Here is a 22,267-nt window from a genome sequence, read left to right as displayed (position 1 = left end):
CCTGGCGGCGTTAAATCGGGCTGGATCCAGCTAACCCAGCAGAAATTCTCCCAGGCTGGCAAAATCTCCTTTTCGTACCCGCAGGGCTCATCGAGCCAGGAACCATCACCATGCAAATGACCACCGCCCTTCTGATCGCCAACCCGTGTGATGAAGAAGAAGACAACATGGCCATGCTCTGCTGCCACAGCGCCCAGGGCGAAATGTTCCTGATGACGCGCTACCCCGACGAAGACGAACTGGAAATAGCCCTCGATGGAGAGCCTTCGACACTGGACGGCGTCAAGGTCACCCTCAGCCCGACCCGCTTGCTGATTGAAATTGCGGCAGCGGATGCCGATGCGCTCAACGGCGACGATGTGCTGGAGATCACCCACGACACCGATGCGGCGGACCTGGCGGAAGTGGAACTGACGCTGCAGAACATCCTCAAGGGGACAGGGACCTATATAAGCCAGCTCTGAGATCCGGACACGAACACGCTCCTGTGTCTCGCTCGCCAATTCCTGTACAACCAGCGGGAGCGAACTCCCTCACCATCGGATCAGTGCATCAGCCTTTATTCGTCTGTCTTCACTAGATTGCCATCGGCGTCATAAACCAGGTACTCGTCACTGTCATTCGGATCCCTCACGTAGTAACGAGCCTCATTGCCGTTATCCGGCACGTCCAGGCTGGTGTAGGACCCCAGTTCCTTGATCACCTTGTTGTCCCGGCTGATCAAGACCAGGCCGGAACCAGCATCGGCCCGGATGGCCGCGGCGTAGTGGGTCTGGAACGCGCTGATCTGGTTGTAATCCAGCGGGACCTGCAACCTGCCCGCCAGGTCGATGGCACCGTAGCGGCCATCGCGTCCGACCACCGCCATGCCGTTGGAAAACGGCGTCACTTCGTCATACGGCAGCTTGATGGGTAGCCGCGCGCCCTGGCGATCGATAAAAGCGAATTTCCGGCTTTTAGTATCCTGCACCAACAGCGGTTGTTGCCCGACAAACCGGCCTATCACGTTGTCACCCTGAAGGTTGATCCGTTTACCTTGTAGGTCGAACACGTCTTGACGACTCCGATCGACGGAACTGGCGTAGAGCACCCCCTCGCGGTACTCGATGCCCGAGAACTGCGTCGGCAGGATCTCTTTGCCGTCCAGGGTATAGGCGCCGTACAGGCCTTCCATGGCATCGGTTCGCTTGCCGAGACGGGCGACGAACACGTTGTCGGTCACGGTAGGGTCGACGAACTTCATCGGCAACACGAAACGATGACGCTTGGCATCGTAGAGCCCATAAGGACCGTTGATTTCGCGCTCCACCAACAGCAGGCCATTGCTCAACGCCTCGGTGATGTATTCGAACGGCAGCTCTACGAGCGTGTTGCTACCGGCGGGGAAATAGGCGAGCTGGCTGCGCAACGCCTGCCACTCCGACTCCGGGTCGCTGGACTTCTCCGGGGAAAACAACGCGTAGGTATCGGCCATCTGGCTATCTTGCACCTGCACCCAACGGGGCTTGATCAACCACTGGCCAGCCTGATCGATGAAGCCATAGCGCTCGGCGTTCCGGTCCAGGGCGATGTAACGCGCTTGTGCTGCAAGGACATTGTCGACCTGGGCGAACTCAACGGTGTTGTCTTCCATCGGATCGAGCACATGGATGACGATACGTTGCGGGGTGGCCTCGAATCGATAGTCGACCTCGGTGTTTTTTAACGGCCCCACCCGAGCGGCCAGCGCCTCGGTCAGGCGCTGCAACTGCTGTTGCACCGCCTGGCCGGTCTTGAGCTGCTTGAGATCGTCCTTGGTCTGCAGCAGCGCGTTGTAATACTCATGCAACGCCGCGATATCACTATCGGAGGGGAACGCCCGGGCATTGTTCCCGTTGCTGTAGAGCGCCCTGCCCGCGTCATCCAGCCCCTGTACCACGAAGGTGGACAATTTCGGCGTACTCAACCGCACGGACGCGCTGTCATCACCCAAGGCAGTGAGCTGGAAGGACTGGCCGTCGTCCAGGGTCACTTTGGGGTGATCCTTGTCCAGCACCACTTTCTTGAACGCCGGGTAGCTGCGATAAGCGACCGTGAGACCAAGACTCGCCAGAGATTTGTTCACCGACAGGGCGAAGGTGTCATGGGACGAGATTGTGTCGTCGGACTCGACCTGGGGCGACACCTTGAGCTCGGCGAAGGCTTTTTCGCTGCCATCGCGAAAACGCAAGCGCTGCGGCAGGTACTGCTCGGCCGCCGGCTCCTCCGGCGTGGCGGCGCGCTTCCAGAGCGGATCGAGGCGGCTGGTATCCAGCCGTACCTCGGACCCCTCGGCAAACAGCCGCTGGGTAAAACGCAGGCCTTGGATCGACGCCAGTTCAGCCTTCAGTTGCGCGCTGGTGAACGGGACAAACAGCGGCTCGTATTGCAACGGCTGCTCGACTTCGGGCTCGGTCGTCGAAAGGGTCAGGCTCAATTGCGCGCCACTGATCAGCTCCAGGGACCTGAGGGTTTCACCGGTGTCCTGAATCAAGTAATTGAGGCGTTTTTCCACCTCGGGCGCTGCCAGAGTACCGATGTCTTCCAGGCCTCCTTGGTTCAGTTGCTCGGCGGCGAAACCTTCATCTACCGGCGCGCCGCTGTGGCGAAACAGGTAATAGGACGCACAGCCCACCACCAACAAGGTCACACTCAGTATCGACAGCATTCTCACACGAGGCTGGGTAAAGTTCATGGTGGTTTCGACAGTCAAAGGGCTGGGGAGGAAGGCAGCTAAGCACACGGCCTTGCGCGCTGCAAATCCCCTGGGTGGCCCGGCGCTGATGAAAGTCTGTCTGGATCGTCGCCACTGTCCGACGCAAGCGAACCACCGCCGGTCGTGCCTGCGACACGTCGCCCTTGACGACCGATTGGGTTCTGGTGTTTCCTGAAACCGGTTTCAGAGCCACTAATAAATCCAATAAGCAGGTTTCAATCCGTGAATTCTTTCTCCGCCGCCCAGCGCAGCCGCGTAACCATGCTTGATGTCGCCGAACGCGCCGGGGTCTCCAAGGCCAGTGTCTCGCGTTTCATTGGCGAAGACCGTGCCCTGCTCTCCGAGGCCATCGCCCGGCGCATCGAGCAGGCCATCAGCGAGCTGGGCTACCGGCCGAACCAGATGGCTCGCGGCCTCAAGCGCGGGCGCACGCGCTTGATCGGCATGCTGGTGGCCGATATCCGCAACCCTTATTCGATTGCCGTGATGCATGGCGTGGAAACCGCCTGCCGTCGCCATGGCTACAGCCTGGTGGTGTGCAACACCGACCGCGACGACGAGCAGGAACGCCAACACCTGGCCTTGTTGCGCGCCTACAACATCGAAGGGCTGATCGTGAACACCTTGGGTCATCACCGTAACGAACTGTTCGAGCTGCGCAGCGAAATGCCCCTGGTGCTGGTGGATCGCAAGGTCGATCGGCTCGACAGCGACCTGGTCGGGCTGGACAACCCGGCGGCCATCGAAATGGCCCTCGATCACCTCGAACAACGGGGCTACCGCGATCTGTTGCTGGTGACCGAACCGTTCGACGGCACCAGTTCGCGAATCGAGCGGGTCGAGAGTTTCAAGGCCGGCATCCAACGACGGCCTGCCCTGGCCGGCACCGTGGTGGAAACCTGCGATCAGTTGACTACGCGTATCAAGACCTTTCTTGCCCAGCCTGGCCATGGCCCCAAGGCGTTGTTCTGCGCCAATGGCATTGCCGCCCTGGCCGCGACGACGGTGTTGCGCGAGCTGGGTTGTCACTTGTTCGACGACGTGGGCCTGATCGCCCTCGATGATTTGGATTGGTACCCCTTGGTGGGCAGCGGCATCACGGCCCTGGCCCAACCGACAGCGCAGATCGGCGCCAGCGCGTTCGAATGCCTGCTCAAGCGCTTGCGCGGTGACAACGGGCCGGTGCGGACCCTGGATTTTGCGGCGCGGTTGATTGAGCGTGGGTCGACGCGGGGGAATCTTCGGTGAGTGTAAAAGCCCTATCGCGAGCAAGCTCGCTCCCACACGGGATCTGTGGCGCACTGAAGATCCCTGTGGGAGCGAGCTTGCTCGCGATGAGGCCCTGAAGCACACCCCTTTTTTGAACGCTTTTTTGAACCCTTTTTTTGAACCCTTTTTTTGAACAAAACTGAAACCGGTTTCAGAGGTACAACAACAATGCACAACCCACCCGTCTCCATCAGTCTTTCCAGCTACGGCGCCGACCTGGTGCGGCAGCATGGCCAAGGCCGTTTCATCGATCTGTTGGCCGCCGCCGGTGCCTCGCGCATCGAATGGCGCGAAGAATTGCTCACCACCGAACAGCCCGCTGAACTGGCCGCCGCTGCCCGGGCCCAGGGGCTGCAGAGTATTTTTTCGTCCCCCCTGGAACTGTGGCTCCCCGGCCAGTCCAGGCCCAACCCCGCCCTGGCGCTGACCCTGCAACGCGGCGAGGCGTTCGGTTCGACCTGGCTGAAAGTCTCCCTCGGTCATTTCACCGACTCCAATGACCTGTCGGCGCTGGCCCAGGTGCTCGCCGCCAGCCCGGTGCAGTTGCTGGTGGAAAACGACCAGACCTTGCAGGGCGGGCGGATCGAACCGTTGCAACGGTTCTTCACCGCGGTGGAGCACCAAGGGCTGCCCGTCGCCATGACCTTCGACATTGGCAACTGGCAATGGCAGGACCAATCGGCCGCCGTGGCCGCCCGACAGCTCGGACGGTATGTGGCGTATGTGCACTGCAAGGCCGTGGCCCGGCGCGCCGACGGCAAACTCGTCGCCGTGCCTCCGGCCATGACCGACCTGCACGTGTGGGAACAACTGCTCAAACACATGCCCGCCGGCGTGATGCGCGCCGCCGAGTACCCGCTGCAAGACGATGACCTGCTGCAATTGACCGCCAGCCATGTCGCCACCCTGTCCCGCCTCGGGCAATCGCGCCAGGAGCCTGCCCATGTCTGAGTTCGATGTGTTGTCGTTCGGCGAAACCATGGCAATGCTGGTAGCGGATCAGCGCGGTGACCTGGCCAGCGTCGACCAGTTTCACAAGCGCATTGCGGGGGCCGACAGCAACGTGGCCATCGGCCTGTCGCGGCTGGGCTTCAAGGTGGCGTGGCTGAGTCGGGTCGGCGCCGATTCCCTGGGGCGCTTCGTGACGCAGACCCTGGAAAACGAGGGCCTGGATTGTCGCCACGTGACGGTCGACCCGAAGCACCCCACCGGCTTCCAGTTCAAGTCCCTCACCGTCGATGGCAGCGACCCGCAAGTCGAGTATTTCCGGCGCAGCTCGGCGGCCAGTCATCTGTCGATCAGCTCCATCGCGCCTGCGCTGCTTGAGGCCCGTCACGTGCACGCCACCGGCATCGTCCCGGCGCTGTCGGGCACGGCCCGCGAGATGTCCTTCGAATTGATGAGCCGTATGCGCGCGGCCGGCCGCAGCCTGTCGTTCGACCCTAACCTGAGGCCAAGCCTATGGGGCAGCGAGTCGACGATGATCACTGAAATCAATCGCCTCGCCGCCCTCGCCCACTGGGTCTTGCCGGGGCTCGGCGAAGGCCGGCTGCTGACCGGCTTCGACGACCCGGCCGACATCGCCGCGTTCTACCTGGACCAAGGTGCCGAAATCGTCGTGATCAAGCTCGGCGCGGACGGGGCCTATTACCGCACGGCGCTGGACCAGGGCGTCATCCCCGGCGTGCCGGTGGCCCACGTGGTGGACACCGTGGGCGCCGGTGATGGCTTCGCCGTGGGCCTGATCAGCGCATTGCTCGAAGGCCAGGCCATCACCGAGGCCGTACAGCGCGCCAATTGGATTGGCAGCCGCGCGGTGCAGAGCCGTGGGGATATGGAAGGGTTGCCGACGCGCCTTGAGTTATTGGCTGAATTTGAAACCGCCTATCGCGAGCAAGCTCGCTCCCACAGGGGATCGAGTTAACCCCTGTGGGAGCGAGCTTGCTCGCGATAGAGGCCACCGCAAAACACACCTGCTGCAAACAAAAACAACAAGCTCAGGAGTCAACGACATGCAAACGCTCAACCTCGCCACCCGCCGCTGGTGGTACATCATGCCCATCGTCTTCATCACCTACAGCCTGGCCTACCTCGACCGGGCCAATTATGGATTTGCCGCCGCCTCGGGCATGGCCAAGGACCTGATGATCACCCCAGGGCTTTCGTCGCTGCTGGGCGCCCTGTTTTTCCTCGGCTACTTTTTCTTCCAGGTCCCGGGGGCGATCTACGCGCAAAAGCACAGTGTGAAGAAGCTGATCTTCGTCAGCCTGATCCTCTGGGGGTCGCTGGCCACCCTGACGGGCGTGGTCGCCAACGCCTACTGGCTGATCGTGATCCGCTTCATGCTCGGAGTGGTCGAGGCCGCGGTGATGCCGGCGATGCTGGTGTACCTGTGCCACTGGTTCACCCGTGCCGAACGCTCGCGCGCCAATACCTTCCTGATCCTCGGCAACCCGGTGACCATGCTGTGGATGTCCGTGGTCTCGGGTTACCTGGTGCAGCGATTCGACTGGCGCTGGATGTTCATCATCGAGGGCCTGCCGGCGGTGCTCTGGGCCTTTGTCTGGTGGCGCCTGGCCGATGATCGCCCGGCCCAGGCCAAGTGGCTCAGCGACCAGGAAAAACATGATCTGGAAAGTGCCTTGGCCGCCGAACAGGTCGGCATCAAGGCGGTGAAGAACTACGCCGAAGCCTTCCGCTCTCCCAAGGTGATCATCCTGGCGTTGCAGTTTTTCTGCTGGAGCATCGGCGTCTACGGGTTTGTGTTGTGGTTGCCGTCGATCCTCAAGGCCGGCCTACAGATGAACATGGTCGAGGCCGGGTGGCTGTCGTCCTTGCCGTACCTGGCCGCGGTGATCGGCATGCTGGTGGTGTCCTGGGCGTCGGACAAGGCGCAGAAGCGCAAGCGTTTCGTCTGGCCGCCGCTGCTGATCGCCTCCATCGCGTTCTACGCGTCCTACCTGCTGGGGGCCGAGCACTTCTGGTGGTCCTATGGCTTGCTGGTGGTCGCCGGCGCTTGCATGTACGCGCCCTACGGTCCGTTCTTCGCCATCGTTCCGGAAATCCTCCCGGCCAATGTCGCCGGCGGCGCCATGGCGTTGATCAACAGCATGGGCGCGCTGGGTTCGTTCGGCGGCTCGTACCTGGTGGGCTACCTCAACGGCACCACTGGCTCCCCTGGCATGTCCTTCCTGCTGATGAGCGGCGCCTTGCTGCTGTCGGTCGTGCTGACCCTCGCCCTCAAGCCCGGCGCCAGCGACCGGACCGTCTCCCACCCCGCGACGCCAAACCCGGCGCCCGCCCGTTCCTGAATCGAGACCCATCCATGAAAAAGCACGTGGTGTTGTACAAAACGCTGTCACCTCAATTGATGGCTCGCCTGCAAGCCCAGGCTCAAGTCACGCTCATCGAACGCCTCGATGCCCAGGGCCTGGCACAACTGCGCGATGCCCTGCCCACGGCCCACGGCCTGCTGGGCGCCAGCCTCAAGCTGGATGCGGCGCTGCTGGACCTGGCGCCGAACCTGCAAGCCATCGCCAGTGTCTCGGTGGGGGTCGACAACTACGACATCGACTACCTGACCGAACGTCGGATCCTGCTGACCAATACCCCGGACGTGCTCACCGAAACCACCGCGGACACCGGTTTCGCCCTGATCCTGGCAACCGCCCGGCGCGTGGTGGAACTGGCCAACCTGGTGCGCAGCGGCGGCTGGCAACAGAGCATCGGCCCCCGCCATTTCGGCACCGACGTCCATGGCAAGACCCTGGGCATCATCGGCATGGGGCGCATCGGCGAAGCCTTGGCCCAGCGCGGGCACTTCGGCTTCGGCATGCCGGTGCTCTACCACAGCCATTCGCCCAAGCCCGCGGTCGAGCAGCGTTTCAACGCACGCTATTGCAGCCTCGAAACATTGTTGCAGCAGGCGGACTTCGTTTGCCTGACCTTGCCCTTGACGGCTGAAACCCAAGGGCTGATCGATGCGCAGGCGTTTGCCCGAATGCGTCCCGAGACCCTCTTCATCAACATCTCCCGAGGCAAAGTGGTGGATGAAGCGGCACTGATCGACGCCCTGCGCAACGGCCAGATCCGTGGCGCGGGGCTGGATGTCTTCGAGCGCGAGCCCTTGAGTGCGGATTCGCCGCTGTTGCAGATGGACAACGTGGTGGCGACACCGCACATGGGCTCGGCCACCCACGAGACCCGGGAAGCAATGGCGCGCTGTGCGGTGGACAACCTGTTGGCGGCATTGGTGGGTGAGCGGCCGGTGAATCTGGTGAATGCGGGGGCGTGGGTAGGCTGAGCAATCATCCGAACACAGCAGCGCTTGTGTGGCGAGGGAGCTTGCTCCCGCTGGGTTGCGAAGCGACCCTTAAAGGGCTGGATACGGCCTGCCTGATACACCGAGGTGGCGGGCTTCGGGTCTGCTGCGCAGCCCAGCGGGAGCAAGCTCCCTCGCCACAATGGGTTTTGATCGTTCCCACGCTCCCGCATGGGAACGCCGCCAGGGACGCTCCGCGTGCCGCTTCTGCAAGGTGACGCAGAGCGTCACAGGATGCATTCCCACGCAGAGCGTGGGAACGATCAAACCTGTGGGAGCCGAGCTTGCTCGCGATAGCGGTGGGTCAGGCTCCATCTATGTTGGATATACCGCCGCCATCGCGAGCAAGCTCGGCTCCCACAGGTTTTTGCGGCTTGCCCAGGATTTAAGGAATGCCACAAGGGCTATGTCGCTGACGGGCTTCGATGTTGTCCAGTGCACGGTTCGCCAGCAGACCGCCCAGTTCGATCAGTTGCTGAATGCCCAGGAGGAAATGTCGGCGCGAACCGTCCAGGTCGAAAGCCAGGTCATTGACCATGGCATTGGCCGAAGCCAGGGTTTCGCTGAGGTTGGCAAGCAGGCTTTCGGTGTCGATGTCTTTGTTGACGGTGAAGAGTTGGCCGGGCGCAGGTTCTGCTTCGGCTTTGTCCGGTTTGGGGTTCAGGTAATGGTCGAGGACTCGGTCGGTGACTTCGTCGTGTTTTTGAGACTTGGTTTTTGGACGCGGTGACGTTGGATCGGTGTTCGGTGGGTTCGGGGTTACTTTGAACATGAATGAATCTCCAAATCAGAAAAAGGAGACCATCAACCTCGCTACCAAACGAAGGTGGCGGCCATACGCGGGTTGGTAGACCGGTGACTTGGAGAACCGGCGCGTCCGAAGACGCCCTGCGCATGACCGCCATAAAACAGATACCAAAAAGGCCTCTGTTGCAGGGGCTGTGCGACAAGTCAAAAGCCGGGCTACCAAACCCGATCGCTGATTCATCAGCGACCCGGAAACGATAGAATCTGCCTCCCAAGCGCACAAGCCGGCGGATTCTGGCGCAGTTGTAGGCAATGGCGCAAGACAACGTAGCCTGTTCCAGAGCACTCCTACATCCCGATAAACACCCCTTCACTTTGTGAGTGCTTCGCACTCAAGCGGGAGCAAGCTCCCTCACCACAGAGTAAGTGCGCCTGGCCGGGCGGGATTCATGGCAAGCAAACCCACCCCCACAATCTTTCCAAGCCGATCACAATTCACACGGCCAATCAAAATCCCGTTAGTCGCCACCCCCTGCCATGCATTAAAGTAACGCCCCCAGCCCCGGCGTTATCCGAACGCCTGGGGCCACCCTTTCCAGGAACAGTCACCGATGGAACATCGTGAAGCGCTGCTTGCGCTGCGAACCTTTCTTTCAACGCAGATTCTCGGCCAGGAAAAACTCATCGAGCGCCTGCTCATCGCCTTGCTCGCCGACGGTCATATGCTGGTGGAAGGCGCGCCTGGGCTGGCCAAGACCAAGGCCATCAAAGAGCTGGCCGAGGGCATCGAGGCGCAGTTCCATCGTATCCAGTTCACCCCCGACCTGCTGCCCGCCGACATTACCGGCACGGAAATCTACCGGCCGGAAACCGGCAGTTTCGTGTTCCAGCAAGGGCCGATCTTCCATAACCTGGTGCTGGCGGACGAAATCAACCGTGCCCCGGCCAAAGTCCAGTCGGCCCTGCTCGAAGCCATGGCCGAACGCCAGGTCAGCGTCGGGCGCAGCACGTATGAACTGTCGCCGCTGTTCCTGGTGATGGCCACGCAGAACCCGATCGAGCAGGAAGGCACCTACCCGCTGCCCGAAGCCCAGCTCGACCGATTCCTGATGCACGTCAAGATCGGTTTTCCCGATGCTGCCGTGGAACGCCGCATCCTGCAGCAGGCCCGGGGTGAAGCGCTGAACGGCGAGACCAAGCCCGAGCGCCGCGTGAGCCAGCAGGCGATCTTCTCCGCACGCAAGGAAATCCTCGGGTTGTACATGGCCGACGCCGTGGAGGAGTACCTGGTGCAACTGATCATGGCCACCCGCAACCCGGCCAAGTTCGATCCGGAAATGGCCGAGTGGATCGCCTACGGCGCCAGTCCGCGGGGTTCCATCGCCCTTGACCGCTGCGCCCGTGCCCACGCCTGGCTGGCCGGGCGCGACTTTGTCAGCCCGGAAGATATCCAGGCCGTGCTGTTCGACGTGCTGCGCCATCGCATCATCCTGTCGTTCGAAGCCGAGGCCGCCGGCATCGACCAGGACCGGGTCGTGCAGCGGATTCTCGACGTCGTCGCTGTCGCTTGAGCATGAGTCATGAATAACCCCCTGGCGCCCGCACCGGGCATCCGCGTCAGCCTTTCGGAGCTGATCGAGATGCGCCATCGCGTGCGCGAGGTGCAACTGTTCTCGACACCGGGCCAGCGCAGCCCGCTGATCGGCCTGCACCACTCCAAGCTGCGCGGGCGCGGGGTGGATTTCGACCAGGTGCGGGTCTACCAGGCCGGCGACGACGTGCGCACCATCGACTGGCGCGTCACCGCCCGGACCCAGGAGCCTCACACCAAGCTGTTCCACGAAGAGCGGGAGCGGCCGATCTTCATCATGATCGAGCAAAGCCACCGGCTGTTCTTCGGCTCGGGGCTGATGTTCAAGTCGGTACTCGCCGCCCAGGCCGCCAGCCTGATCGGCTGGGCCGCGCTGGGGCATAACGACCGGGTCGGCGGCCTGGTGTTCGGTAACAACACCCATTACGAGGTCAAGCCCCGGCGCAGCAAGCAGAGCCTGTTGCAATTGCTCAACCGTCTGGTGCGGGTCAATCAGTCATTGCACACCGAGGGCGAGCCGGACCGCGACTCGTTCGGCATCGCCCTGCGTCGGGCCCGGGAAGTGCTGCGGCCCGGCAGCCTGGTGATCGTGATTTGCGACGAGCGTGCGTTGTCCGACAGCGCCGAACAGCAACTGAGCCTGCTGTCGCGCCATTGCGACCTGTTGCTGCTGCCGCTGTCGGACCCGCTGGATCATGCCTTGCCCGCCGCCGGTTTGCTGCGCTTCGCCCAGCGTGGTGCGCAGTTGGAGCTCGACACCCTGAATTTCGAACTGCGCCAGGCCTATCGCGCCCAGGCCGAGGCACGCCAGGCGCGTTGGGAATTGCTAGCGCAAAAGCTGCGAATACTGATGATGCCCCTGAGCACCCAGGGCGACATGGTCGAGCAGTTGCGCGACTACCTGAACCCCAAGCGGGCCGGGAAAAGCCGATGAGCAGTCTCGATCAATTGCAGCCGCTGATGGCGCCACCGCCCATTGGCTTCTGGCCGCCCGCGCCGGGCTGGTGGTTGCTACTGCTGATGCTACCGTTGCTGGGCCTGGGGCTGTGGCAATTGCGCCGATTCATTCCCGCCAAGCGCACCGCCGAACGCAGCGAGCAGCCCCTGGACCCGGTGCGCCTGGCCGCCCTGGCCGAACTCGCCCGGCTGCCCAAGCCCTACGACGGCGCGCCGGCCGGTGCCTGGTTGCAGCAGCTCAACGGGCTGCTCAAGCGCCTGTGTCGCAATCACTACCCCTACAGCCAGAGCCACACCCTCAACGGGCGCAAATGGCTGGCCTTCCTGGATAACCGCTGCCCGGCCGCTGGCTTGACGCGCTGGATGATACTGGTGGAAGGCGCCTACAAGCCCGAATGCAAGCTCGATGACAAAGCCATCGCCGGCCTGACCCAGGCGGTCGAAATCTGGATTCGCAAACATGTTTGAATTCGCCTGGCCCTGGGTGTTCGCCCTGTTGCCGCTGCCCTGGCTGATGCGCCTGGTGCTGCCGGCGGCCGACAGTGGCGAGCCGGCGCTCAAGGTCAGCTTCCTCGGCGACCTGGAAGGCCTGGTGGGCCGTCGGGCCCGGGCCAATCTGCCGACCTGGCGGCAACAAGCGCCCTTCATCCTGCTCTGGCTGCTGTTGCTGATCGCCGCTGCACGACCGCAGTGGCTGGGGGAACCGCTGCCCATTGCCGCCAGCGGTCGCGACCTGCTGGTGGCAGTGGACGTCTCGGGCTCCATGGACTTTCCCGACATGCAGTGGAAGGACGAAGACGTCAGTCGCCTCGCGCTGGTCCAGCACATGCTCGGGGATTTTCTCGAAAGCCGCGAAGGTGACCGGGTCGGCCTGATCCTGTTCGGCAGCCAGGCCTACTTGCAGGCACCGCTGACCTTCGACCGCCGCACCGTGCGTCGTTGGCTCGACGAGGCGCGCATCGGCATCGCCGGCAAAAATACCGCCATCGGCGACGCCATCGGCCTGGCCCTCAAGCGCCTGCGCCAGCGTCCGGCCCACAGTCGCGTACTGATCCTGGTCACCGACGGCGCCAACAACGGCGGCGAAATCGACCCGCTGACCGCCGCGCGGCTGGCCGCCGACGAAGGCGTGAAAATCTACCCGATCGGCATTGGTGCCGACCCGGAACAAAGTGGCACGGCGGGCTTCCTCGGCGTCAACCCGAGCCTGGACCTCGACGAGGCGTCGCTCAAGGACATTGCCCAGGTCACGGGCGGTCGCTATTTTCGTGCCCAGGATGGTGAGCAATTGCTGGCGATCAAGACCACCCTCGACCAGCTCGAACCGGTGACCCAGCAACCGACCCAGGCACGCCCTGCCCTGGCGCTGTATCACTGGCCCCTGGCCGCTGCGCTGCTGTTGAGCCTATTGCTGGTGGTCCGGGCGCGCTGGCCGGACAATCCACTGCAACGCCTGTTCAACCAGCCGCTGTTCCAGCCGTCCCAACATACCGAGTGGCGCCAGCGGCTCAAGCGCCTGCGCTTGCGGAGGCGTCGATGATCGCCCTCTGGCCACACTGGCTGCGCCCCTGGTTCGTGTTACTGCTGCCGTTGCTGGGCTGGTTGCTCTGGCAACTGTGGCATCGGCAAAAACGGGTGGGCCGCTGGCAGATGATCCTGCCGCCGGCCTTTCATGCGGTACTGCTCAGCGGCGGCAGTGGTCGGGAAAGCCGGCTGCCGTGGATTGCCCTGGGCCTGGGCTGGCTGTTGATCGTGCTGGCGTTGCTGGGGCCAAGCTGGGCGCGGGTCGAACAGACCAGCCAGAAACCCGCCGATCCGCTGGTAGTGATACTGGAACTGACCCCGGAAATGCTCGCCACCGATGTCCCGCCCACGCGCCTGGAACAAGCCCGGCGCAAGCTGCTGGACCTGTTGCAGAACCGCAGCGATGCCCAGACCGCGATCATCGTCTATGCCGGCAGCGCCCACACGCTGGTGCCGCTGTCCGACGACCTGGCCACCAGCACCAACCTGCTCGAAGCCCTCGCGCCATCGATCATGCCCCAAGGCGGCCATCGCGCCGACCTGGCCGTTCATAAGGCCATGGCCCTGCTGGACCAGGGTGAACTCGGCCACGGTCGGATCCTGCTGATCGGCTCGTCGTTGAACGAGCAGGAACGTGAAGGCATCCGCCAGGTCCTGGACGGTTCCGCCACGCAATGGCTGATGCTGGGCATCGGTACCCGCGAAGGCGCGCCGGTGGCCCAGGACGACGGCAGTTACCTCAAGGACGCCCAGGGTTCGATCCTGGTACCGCGCCTGGACAACCCGGGCCTCAAGGCCTTCGCCAACGAGCTGGACGGCCACTACCGGCCGGCGCGGCTGGACGACAGCGACCTGCGCGGCCTGGGTCTGCTGGACGGTCCTCGCCATCTGCGCAGCGACGGCCAGACGTTGCGCCTGGACACCTGGGCCGACCAGGGTTATTGGCTGCTCCTGCCCTTGTTGCTGCTGGCCGCTTGCGCCGGGCGTCGAGGCTGGCTGTTCTGCCTGCCGCTGCTGTTCGTCTTGCCGCAAACCGGCCACGCTTTCGAATTCCAGGACTTGTGGTTGCGCCCCGACCAACAGGGCCAGCACTTGCTCAAGCAAAAGCGCCCCGCCGAAGCCGCCGCCCACTTCGAAGACAGCCAATGGCAAGGCGTCGCCCTGTACGAAGCCGGCCAATACAGCGAAGCCGCCCGGCGCTTCGCCGAAGGCAACGACGCCCGTGCCCACTACAATCGCGGCAATGCCCTGGCCCGAAGCGGTGAGCTGGAAGCCGCACTGGACGCCTATGAACAAGCCCTGGAATTGCAACCCGACCTGCGCCCGGCCCAGACCAACAAGGCCCTGGTGCAGAACCTGTTGAACGAACAGGCACCACCGACGCCAGAGCCCAAGCCCGTCGAACGCGAGGGACCGGGCCAGGCCGAGCAAACGCCGGATAGCACTTCGACGAGTCAATCTTCCGAAGCGGGCCAGCCCTCCGCCGAGGCAACCGCGACACCGGACGAATCCCAGCCCCCGCGAACCGCGCAAGCGCCCACCGCCCAAGATGTGCCGGGCAGTGAACTGCCTGACGAGCAGACCACCACGCCGCCGCTGCGTCCCGCCGCCGGCCAGCGCAATGAAGAAGAACAACGCCAGGCCATGGAACAATGGCTGCGCCAGATTCCGGACAACCCCGGCGAGCTGCTCAGGCGTAAATTCTGGTATGAACAGCAAAGCCATCAGGCCCAGGGAAAAACCCCATGACCCGCTTCACCGCCTACCTCCTCGTCTTGCTGCTCTGGGCCTCTGGAACCCAGGCTGCACAGCTGACGGCCAGTGTGGACCGCAGCCGCCTGAACTCCGGGGAAACGGTAGAGCTGACCCTGGAATCCAACGACGCCACGTTGTTCGGCAAACCCGACCTGGGCCCGCTCCAGGCCTTGTTCGATGTGCGCGGCACCCGTCAGGTCAACCAGTTGACGACCCTTGACGGCGAGAACCGCGCCACCACCCGCTGGATCGTCACCCTGCTGCCGCGCCAAAGCGGTACCGTGATCATTCCCCCGCTGCAACTGGGCGAAGTGACCAGCCAGCCGATCACCTTGCAAGTCATCGAAAGCGAAACCCGCAATGCGTCCGGGACTTTGGCACCGGTGTTCATCGAGGCCAGCCTCGACCAGACCCAGGTGTATGTGCAGGCCCAGGCAATCCTGACGTTGCGCATCTACCATTCGGTGTCGCTGTACGACGACAGCAGCCTGACGCCGCTGCACATCCCCGATGCCCGCACCGAACAACTGGGCGAATCGCGCACCTATGAAAAGGTCATCAACGAAGTGCGCCACGGCGTGATCGAACTGCGTTATGGCATCTACCCGCAGCGCAGCGGCGAACTGACGATCCCGGCCCAGACCTTCAGCGCCACCCTGGTCGAACCGGTGGCCCAGGACGCAGTGCCTTCGGGCCCCAAGCCGGGCCAGTTGATGCGCGTCAGTTCCGAGCAATTGCGCCTGACCGTCAATCCCAAGCCCGCCAGCTACCCGGCCGACGTGCCCTGGTTGCCGGCCCGCAGCCTGTCCTTGAGCGAGAGCTGGAGCCCGGAACCGACCCACAGTCAGGTGGGCGACTCCCTGACCCGCAGCCTGACCCTGGAAGCCGAAGGCCTGGCCAGCGCCCAATTACCACCGCTGCCGGCCACTGAGATCAATGGCCTGCGACGTTATCCAGACCAGCCGGTACTCAGCAGCCGCAGCAGTGAACGCGGTTTGGTGGGCAGCCGCGAAGACCGCGAGGCGCTGGTGCCCAACCGCAGCGGCACCATCGAGCTGCCACCGGTGGAAGTGGTCTGGTGGAACACCCTGGAAGATCACCTGGACCGCACCAGCCTCCCGGCACGGACCCTGCAGGTGGCGAACAATCCGAGCCTGATGGTGGATACGCCCGCCGGCACGGCGCAGATCGTGACGACGGTCGACAGCGAGACCCTGTGGTATTGGCAACTGAGCAGCCTGATCCTGGCCTGCACGACGCTGCTCGGCTTTGGCTTGTGGTGGCGCGCCCGTTGGCAACCGGCCATCTTGCGCTCGACCCAGGCCGGACCGAGCCCGCGCACCCTGCTGGACGACCTCAAGCGCGCCTGCCTGGCCAACGACCCCCACGCCACCCGCCAGGCCCTGGATGCCTGGGCCCGCCAGCAGCCGGAAACCCTGGCCGACATGGCGGCGCGCTTCGTGCCGCTGTCCGACGCCCTGGACGGCCTCAACGGCGCGCTCTACAGCGAGACCGGCCAGCATTGGCAAGGCGAAGACCTGTGGCGCGCCATCCGCACCATCCCGCCTACCGAAGGGGCGCTGGATTCAGCCGGTGATTCCGGGTTGCCGCCGTTGTACCCCAAATAAACCCGGTTTCCTGGGGAGTTGTGGCTTTTGTGGCGAGGGAGCTTGCTCCCGCTGGGCTGCGCAGCGGCCCCTTTTTGCGATTGCTGCGCAATCGAGCGGGAGCGAGCTCCCTCGCCACAAGGTCGTGTTCAAATAGATCCCATGAAGTTGAACAAGTCCTCCCCCCCGTTTCCCAGTAAACTCTCCTTCTTTTAGCCGCCCTTCTCTTCATCGCGGCCATCATCTGTTTTCTGGAGTTTGCCTTGCGTCTGTTTCACACCTCCGACTGGCACCTGGGGCAAAACCTGCACGGTCAGGAACGCGATTTCGAACACGCCTGCTTCCTCGACTGGCTGCTGCGTCAGCTGACCCACGAAAAACCCGACGCGCTGCTGATCGCCGGCGACATCTTCGACACCGTCAACCCGCCGGTCAAAGCCCAGGAGCGGCTCTACGACTTCATCGTCAGCGCCCATGAGCAAAACGCCAACCTGACCATCGTGATGATCGCCGGCAACCATGACTCCGGCTCGCGCATCGAGCTGCCTGCGCCGCTGATGCGCCGCTTGCGCACCCACGCCCTGGGCCGGGTACTGTGGCTGGACGACGGCCAATTGGACGTCGAGCGCCTGTTGTTGCCATTGCCCGATGCCAAGGGCAAGGTCAAGGCGTGGTGCCTGGCCCTGCCGTTCCTGCGCCCCGCCGAAGTCACCGGCGCGCAGCTGGGCGACGACTACCTGCGAGGTATCGGTCAGGTGCATGAGTGGCTGATCGCCGCGGCCAACAGCAAGCGCAAGAAAGGCCAGGCGCTGATTGCCATCAGTCATGCGCACATGGCCGGCGGTTCGGTGTCCGAGGACTCCGAGCGCAGCCTGATCATCGGCAACGCCGAGGCCCTGCCCGCCAGCCTGTTCGGCCCGAGCATCAGCTACGTCGCCCTCGGCCACTTGCACAAACCGCAGAAGGTCAACGGCGAAGAGCGTATCCGCTACAGCGGCTCGCCGATCCCGCTGTCATTCTCGGAAATTGGCTACCAGCATCAGATTCTCGACATCACCCTGGACGGCGAAACCCTGGTCAAGGTCGAGCCGCGCCTGATTCCCCGAGCCGTCAACCTGCAACGCCTGGGCCCGGCACCGCTGGCCGAGATCCTGGTACAACTCAAGGACCTGCCCGACATCGACCTGTTGGCCGATGTCCAGCGCCAGCCCTGGCTGGAAGTGCGGGTGCGCCTCGACGAACCGCAGCCGGACCTGCGCCACCAGGTCGAAACCGCACTGCAAGGCAAGGCCGTGCGCCTGGTACGGATTGCCGCCGAGTACGCCGGCAACGGTGGCGCCGGCAGTGCCGATGACGGCAACACGCTGGTGGAACTGGATCAACTCAGCCCGCAGGAACTGTTCAGCCGCGCCTGGCAGGACACCTATGGCAACGAAGTAGATGAACAGACCCTCAAGGATTTTGCCGTGCTGTTGCAAGACGTGCAGATGGAGAGCGAGCAACCATGAAGATTCTCGCGATCCGCCTGAAAAACCTGGCGTCCCTGGCCGGGCCGTTTGAAATCGATTTCACCGCAGAACCCTTGGCCAGCGCCGGCCTGTTCGCCATTACCGGCCCCACCGGCGCCGGCAAGAGCACGCTGCTCGATGCCTTGTGCCTGGCGCTGTTCGGTGCCGTGCCGCGCCTCAACAATACCGGTCGCGATGCCAAGGTGCCGGACCTCGATGGCGAGATTGCCACGGGCGATCCGCGCACGCTGCTGCGCCGTGGCACCGGCGATGGCTTTGCCGAAGTGGATTTTCGCGGTATCGACGGGCGCCGCTACCGGGCCCGCTGGGAAGCCAATCGTGCCCGGGAAAAGGCCGGCGGCAAGTTGCAAGCCAGCCGCCAGAGCCTGCGGGACCTGGACAACGATCAACTGTTGGCGAGCCAGAAAGGCGAATACAAGACTCAGCTCGAAGCCGCCCTGGGCCTGAACTTCGAGCAGTTCACCCGTGCCGTGTTGCTGGCCCAGAGCGAGTTCAGCGCGTTCCTCAAGGCCGATGACAACGATCGCAGCGAACTGCTGGAAAAACTCACTGACACCGCCCTGTATACCCGCCTCGGCCGCCGCGCCTTCGACAAGGCCAAGCAAGCCAAGGAAACCCACAAACAGCTGCAGGACCAGGCCACCGGTGTCACCCCGCTGGCCCCCGAAGCCCGGGCCGAACTCGACCAGCGCTTCAACGACGCCCAGCAACAACTCAAGGCCCAACAGGCGCAACTCAAGCAGTTGGAGCAGCAACACACCTGGCTGCGCGACCTGCGCCAATTGCAGGATGAACACGCCAGCGCCGCCGAACAGCTGCAACAGGCACAGGCCGATTGGAACGCCCTGGCCGACGAACGCCTGAAACTGACCCGCCTGGAACAACTGGCGCCCCAGCGCCATCAGTTCATCCGCCAGGCGGAACTGAGCCGACAGCTCGACCCCTTGGCCGCGCAGATCCAGCAGCTCACCCAGCAGCAAATCGACCTGCACCAACAGCAAGCCGAACTGGAAAAAGGCCTGGGCGTCACGCAACTGGCATTGGCCGCGGCCCGGCAACAAAGCAGCGACAACGCGCCGTTATTGCGCCAGGCTTTCGAGGCGCAAAGCACCCTCGCCCGCCTCGTCAAGGACGCCAGCCAGGCCGCCGAGCACCAGGACCAGACGCAACAAGCCTGCACCGAAGGCCAGCGCGCCATCGACACCTTGCTCGAACAGCAAAAACAGGTGGCCGAGCGCTTGCAGCGCATCGCCGGCGAGCTTGAACAAAGCACGCACCTGGCACCGCTGAGCGACGCCTGGAACGCCTATCGCGATCGCCTCCAACAACTGATGCTGATCGGCAATCGCCTGAACCAGGGCCAGGCCGAACTCTCCATGCTGGAGCAAGGCTCCGCCCGTGCCGCCGAGGAACTGGCCAGCCGCCGACAAGACCTCGAGGTGCTGTACAAGGAAGCCGGCGCCGAGCCGGAGGCCGTGGCCGAACAGATCCAATTGCTTGGCACCCTGCTGCAAGACAACCGCAAGCAACTGCGTGCCTTCGAAGACCTGACCCGGCTGTGGGCCAGTCAGCAAGAGCTGGACAAACGAGGTGCCGAGCTTGAGCGACGCCAACAACAGGCGTTGCAGGAACGTGACCGCCTGGTGCGCGAGGGTGGCGAAGCCAAGGCCGAGCTGACCATCGCCGAACAGACCCTGACCGTGACCCGCGAACTGCTGGAGCGCCAGCGCCTGGCCCGCAGCGAAAGCGTCGAACAACTGCGCGCACAGTTGCAGGACGAGCAGCCCTGCCCGGTGTGCGGCAGCGTCGAGCATCCTTATCATCAGCCCGAAGCCCTGCTGGAAAACCTCGGACGCTTCGATGAAGCCGAAGAGGCCAACGCCCGCAAAGCCGTCGAGCGGCTCAATGAAAAAGTCATCGACCTGCGGGCGCAATACAGCGGGGTCATTGCCCAGCTCAAGGAGCTCAAACAGCAGCAGGAACAGCTCACCAGCCAGCAACAGAGCCTGGCCCCCAGCCTGGAGGCCCACCCGTTGTCGGCGCAACTGCTGGCCCAGGATTCGGGCAAGCGCGACGCCTGGCTGGCCCAACAGAACAGCCAATTGCATCTGCGCATCAGCCAGGACGAACAACGCCAAGCCGCCCTGCTGACCCTGCAGCAGGACGCCGCACGCCTGGGCCAGCGCTTGCGCGAGGCCGAAACGGCCGCCCAGCAGGCGTCACACCACCTGAGCAACCAGCAGCAAGAACTGACCCGCGACCGTCAGCGCCTGGACGAGGAACTGAACCACTTCAGCGCCCTGCTGCCGGCGGACACCTTGCAGGCCTTGCGCAACGAGCCCGCCGCGACCTTCCTGCAGCTCGACCAGCAGATTGCCCAGCGTCTGGAGCAACTGGAACAGCAGCGCGACGAACTGGACGAACAACGCCAGCGCCAGCAGACCCTGGAGAAAGAGCAGGACCGCCAACAGACCCGCGTCCAGCAACTGGAAGCGGCGCGCCTGCAATTCAGCGCCCTGAGCGAGCAACAGCAAGCCTGCCAGGAGAAACTCGCGCAACTGCTCGGCGAGCACCTCAGCGCCGAACAATGGCAACAACAACTCGAACAGCGCCTGGAACAGACCCGGGAGGCCGAGGCGACGGCCAATCAGCAGTTGCAGCAAGTGCGCAACAACCTTGTGCAACTGGCCGCCGAACTCAAGGCCCGCCAGGAGCAGGCGCAATCCCTGGACCACGAACTTCAGGCGTTGACCACGGGTATCGCGCAGTGGCGCACCGGCCATCCGGAACTGGACGATGCCGCCCTTGAAGCCCTGCTCAGCCTGGACGAGCAACACGTCGGCCAGTTGCGCCAGCGCTTGCTCAACAGCGAAAAAGCCATCGAACAGGCCAGCGTATTGCTCACCGAACGCGAGCAGCGCCTGCACAACCACCAGGCCCAGCACAACGGCAACCTGGCGCCCGAGCAACTCGCCGAAGCCCTCGCCGAACTGCAAACTCAATTCGCCGTCAGCGAACAGCGTTGCGCCGAACTGCGTGCCGAACAGGCCGAGGACCAGCGCCGGCAGAACGCCAACCAAGCCCTGGCCCAGCAGATCGAACAGGCCTACGCCGAATACCAGCGCTGGGCACGCCTCGATGCCCTGATCGGCTCGGCTACCGGCGACCGCTTCCGCAAGCTGGCCCAGGCCTACAATCTCGACTTGCTGGTGCATCACGCCAATGCCCAATTGCGGCAACTGGTGCGCCGCTACCGGCTCAAGCGTGGCGGCAGCATGCTCGGTCTGCTGGTGATGGACACGGAAATGGGGGATGAACTGCGCTCGGTGCATTCGTTGTCCGGCGGCGAAACCTTCCTGGTCTCCCTCGCCCTGGCCTTGGGCCTGGCCTCGATGGCGTCCAGCACATTGAAGATCGAATCGCTGTTCATCGATGAAGGCTTCGGCAGCCTCGACCCCGAATCGCTGCAACTGGCGATGGATGCCCTCGACGGCTTGCAGGCCCAAGGCCGCAAGGTCGCGGTGATTTCCCACGTGCAGGAAATGCACGAGCGGATCCCGGTGCAGATCCAGGTGCGACGCCAGGGCAACGGGTTGAGCACCGTGGAGGTGAAATGAGCCGCGCCACGCTCTATTCCTTCCGCCGCTGCCCCTATGCGATGCGGGCGCGCATGGCCTTGCGCTACAGCGCGGTCGACGTGGCGATTGTCGAAATCAGCCTGAAGGCCAAGCCCGCCGAGATGCTCGCCCTCTCCAGCAAAGGCACGGTGCCGGTGCTGCAGGTCGATGGCCGGGTGATCGATGAAAGCCTGGAGATCATGAACTGGGCCTTGGCCCAGCACGACCCGCAAGACTGGCGGCTACGGGACAACGCCGACGGCCAGGCGTTGACGGCGGCGTTGATCGAGGAAAACGACCAGGTGTTCAAGCTGCATTTGAATCGCTACAAGTACCCCGAGCGTTACCCTGAACAACCGATGGAGCATTATCGGGCCGAGGGCGAGGTGTTCCTGGGCAGGCTGGAGCGGTTACTTGAAACGCGGTCATTCCTGGCGGCGGATCACCAGAGCCTGGCCGATGTGGCGCTATTGCCATTCGTGCGCCAGTTCGCCCATGTCGACCGCGAGTGGTTTGCCCAGGCGCCCTATCCTCGGCTACAGGATTGGCTGCAGAGGTTCCTGGCGTCGGAGCTGTTCGTGGCGATCATGGCCAAGTAACGCCCTGCACAAAAGCA

Annotated in this window: 17 protein-coding genes; 15 read left to right on the top strand and 2 right to left on the bottom strand. The window is 63.7% G+C overall.

All coding sequences use genetic code 11. The annotated features are described in order from the left end of the window. Window positions 1-110 precede the first annotated feature (110 nt). On the top strand, window positions 111-464 hold the full coding sequence (locus BLO80_RS10105; protein WP_092327802.1) for a hypothetical protein: 354 nt from the start codon (window positions 111-113) through the stop codon (window positions 462-464). A gap of 95 nt (window positions 465-559) precedes the next feature. On the opposite strand, the gene BLO80_RS10100 is transcribed toward BLO80_RS10105, so the two are convergent. Further along, a complete protein-coding gene (locus tag BLO80_RS10100; RefSeq protein ID WP_092327800.1) occupies window positions 560-2,713 on the bottom strand; it encodes a WG repeat-containing protein in 2,154 nt (717 codons plus the stop codon). Window positions 2,714-2,956: 243 nt separating this feature from the next. Between BLO80_RS10100 and BLO80_RS10095 the strand changes: the two genes are divergently transcribed. The 5 genes from BLO80_RS10095 (at window position 2,957) to BLO80_RS10075 (ending at window position 8,306) form a co-directional block, all read left to right on the top strand. Further along, window positions 2,957-3,982 (top strand): LacI family DNA-binding transcriptional regulator, encoded by a 1,026-nt coding sequence (locus tag BLO80_RS10095; RefSeq protein WP_092327799.1) that lies wholly within the window; start codon window positions 2,957-2,959, stop codon window positions 3,980-3,982. Window positions 3,983-4,171: 189 nt separating this feature from the next. After that, complete coding sequence (locus BLO80_RS10090) at window positions 4,172-4,954, top strand: apurinic/apyrimidinic endonuclease family protein (protein ID WP_092327797.1); 783 nt, start codon at window positions 4,172-4,174, stop codon at window positions 4,952-4,954. Next, the gene (locus BLO80_RS10085; RefSeq protein WP_092327796.1) at window positions 4,947-5,927 is read left to right on the top strand and encodes a sugar kinase; all 981 of its coding nucleotides are present in this window, start codon (window positions 4,947-4,949) and stop codon (window positions 5,925-5,927) included. Before BLO80_RS10090 ends, BLO80_RS10085 begins: the two co-directional genes overlap by 8 nt. 88 nt (window positions 5,928-6,015) lie before the next feature. After that, the gene (locus BLO80_RS10080) at window positions 6,016-7,314 is read left to right on the top strand and encodes an MFS transporter (RefSeq protein WP_092327794.1); all 1,299 of its coding nucleotides are present in this window, start codon (window positions 6,016-6,018) and stop codon (window positions 7,312-7,314) included. A gap of 14 nt (window positions 7,315-7,328) precedes the next feature. Next, entirely contained in the window at window positions 7,329-8,306 is a 978-nt protein-coding gene (locus tag BLO80_RS10075) for an NAD(P)-dependent oxidoreductase (RefSeq protein ID WP_092327793.1), read from the top strand. A 403-nt stretch (window positions 8,307-8,709) separates the two neighbouring features. On the opposite strand, the gene BLO80_RS10070 is transcribed toward BLO80_RS10075, so the two are convergent. Continuing rightward, window positions 8,710-9,096 carry a DUF6124 family protein gene (locus BLO80_RS10070; protein ID WP_092327791.1) on the bottom strand — a complete coding sequence of 129 codons (387 nt, stop codon included), beginning with the start codon at window positions 9,094-9,096 and terminating at the stop codon, window positions 8,710-8,712. A gap of 586 nt (window positions 9,097-9,682) precedes the next feature. Between BLO80_RS10070 and BLO80_RS10065 the strand changes: the two genes are divergently transcribed. The 9 genes from BLO80_RS10065 (at window position 9,683) to BLO80_RS10025 (ending at window position 22,250) form a co-directional block, all read left to right on the top strand. Then, the gene (locus BLO80_RS10065; RefSeq protein WP_039589986.1) at window positions 9,683-10,642 is read left to right on the top strand and encodes an AAA family ATPase; all 960 of its coding nucleotides are present in this window, start codon (window positions 9,683-9,685) and stop codon (window positions 10,640-10,642) included. Window positions 10,643-10,651: 9 nt separating this feature from the next. Further along, a complete protein-coding gene (locus tag BLO80_RS10060) occupies window positions 10,652-11,596 on the top strand; it encodes a DUF58 domain-containing protein (RefSeq protein ID WP_092252313.1) in 945 nt (314 codons plus the stop codon). Then, window positions 11,593-12,087, top strand: coding sequence for a DUF4381 domain-containing protein (locus tag BLO80_RS10055; protein ID WP_072404505.1), 495 nt, complete (start codon window positions 11,593-11,595; stop codon window positions 12,085-12,087). Before BLO80_RS10060 ends, BLO80_RS10055 begins: the two co-directional genes overlap by 4 nt. Continuing rightward, the gene (locus BLO80_RS10050; protein WP_092327790.1) at window positions 12,080-13,159 is read left to right on the top strand and encodes a vWA domain-containing protein; all 1,080 of its coding nucleotides are present in this window, start codon (window positions 12,080-12,082) and stop codon (window positions 13,157-13,159) included. Before BLO80_RS10055 ends, BLO80_RS10050 begins: the two co-directional genes overlap by 8 nt. Then, window positions 13,156-14,892, top strand: coding sequence for a VWA domain-containing protein (locus tag BLO80_RS10045; protein ID WP_092327788.1), 1,737 nt, complete (start codon window positions 13,156-13,158; stop codon window positions 14,890-14,892). Before BLO80_RS10050 ends, BLO80_RS10045 begins: the two co-directional genes overlap by 4 nt. Next, window positions 14,889-16,526, top strand: a complete 1,638-nt coding sequence (locus BLO80_RS10040; protein WP_092327786.1) for a BatD family protein — start codon at window positions 14,889-14,891, stop codon at window positions 16,524-16,526. Before BLO80_RS10045 ends, BLO80_RS10040 begins: the two co-directional genes overlap by 4 nt. 242 nt (window positions 16,527-16,768) lie before the next feature. Further along, window positions 16,769-18,013 carry an exonuclease SbcCD subunit D C-terminal domain-containing protein gene (locus tag BLO80_RS10035; protein WP_092327785.1) on the top strand — a complete coding sequence of 415 codons (1,245 nt, stop codon included), beginning with the start codon at window positions 16,769-16,771 and terminating at the stop codon, window positions 18,011-18,013. After that, window positions 18,010-21,651, top strand: a complete 3,642-nt coding sequence (locus BLO80_RS10030) for an AAA family ATPase (RefSeq protein WP_092327783.1) — start codon at window positions 18,010-18,012, stop codon at window positions 21,649-21,651. Before BLO80_RS10035 ends, BLO80_RS10030 begins: the two co-directional genes overlap by 4 nt. Beyond that, a complete protein-coding gene (locus BLO80_RS10025) occupies window positions 21,648-22,250 on the top strand; it encodes a glutathione S-transferase (protein WP_092327782.1) in 603 nt (200 codons plus the stop codon). Before BLO80_RS10030 ends, BLO80_RS10025 begins: the two co-directional genes overlap by 4 nt. Window positions 22,251-22,267 lie beyond the last annotated feature (17 nt).

Origin of the sequence: Pseudomonas sp. NFACC56-3 (assembly GCF_900100025.1) — a bacterium.
In the GTDB taxonomy this organism is placed as follows: Bacteria; Pseudomonadota; Gammaproteobacteria; order Pseudomonadales; family Pseudomonadaceae; genus Aquipseudomonas; species Aquipseudomonas fluorescens_AA.
The sequence above is the reverse complement of the archived record's forward strand: the minus strand, read 5'-3'. Positions and strand labels throughout refer to the sequence as shown.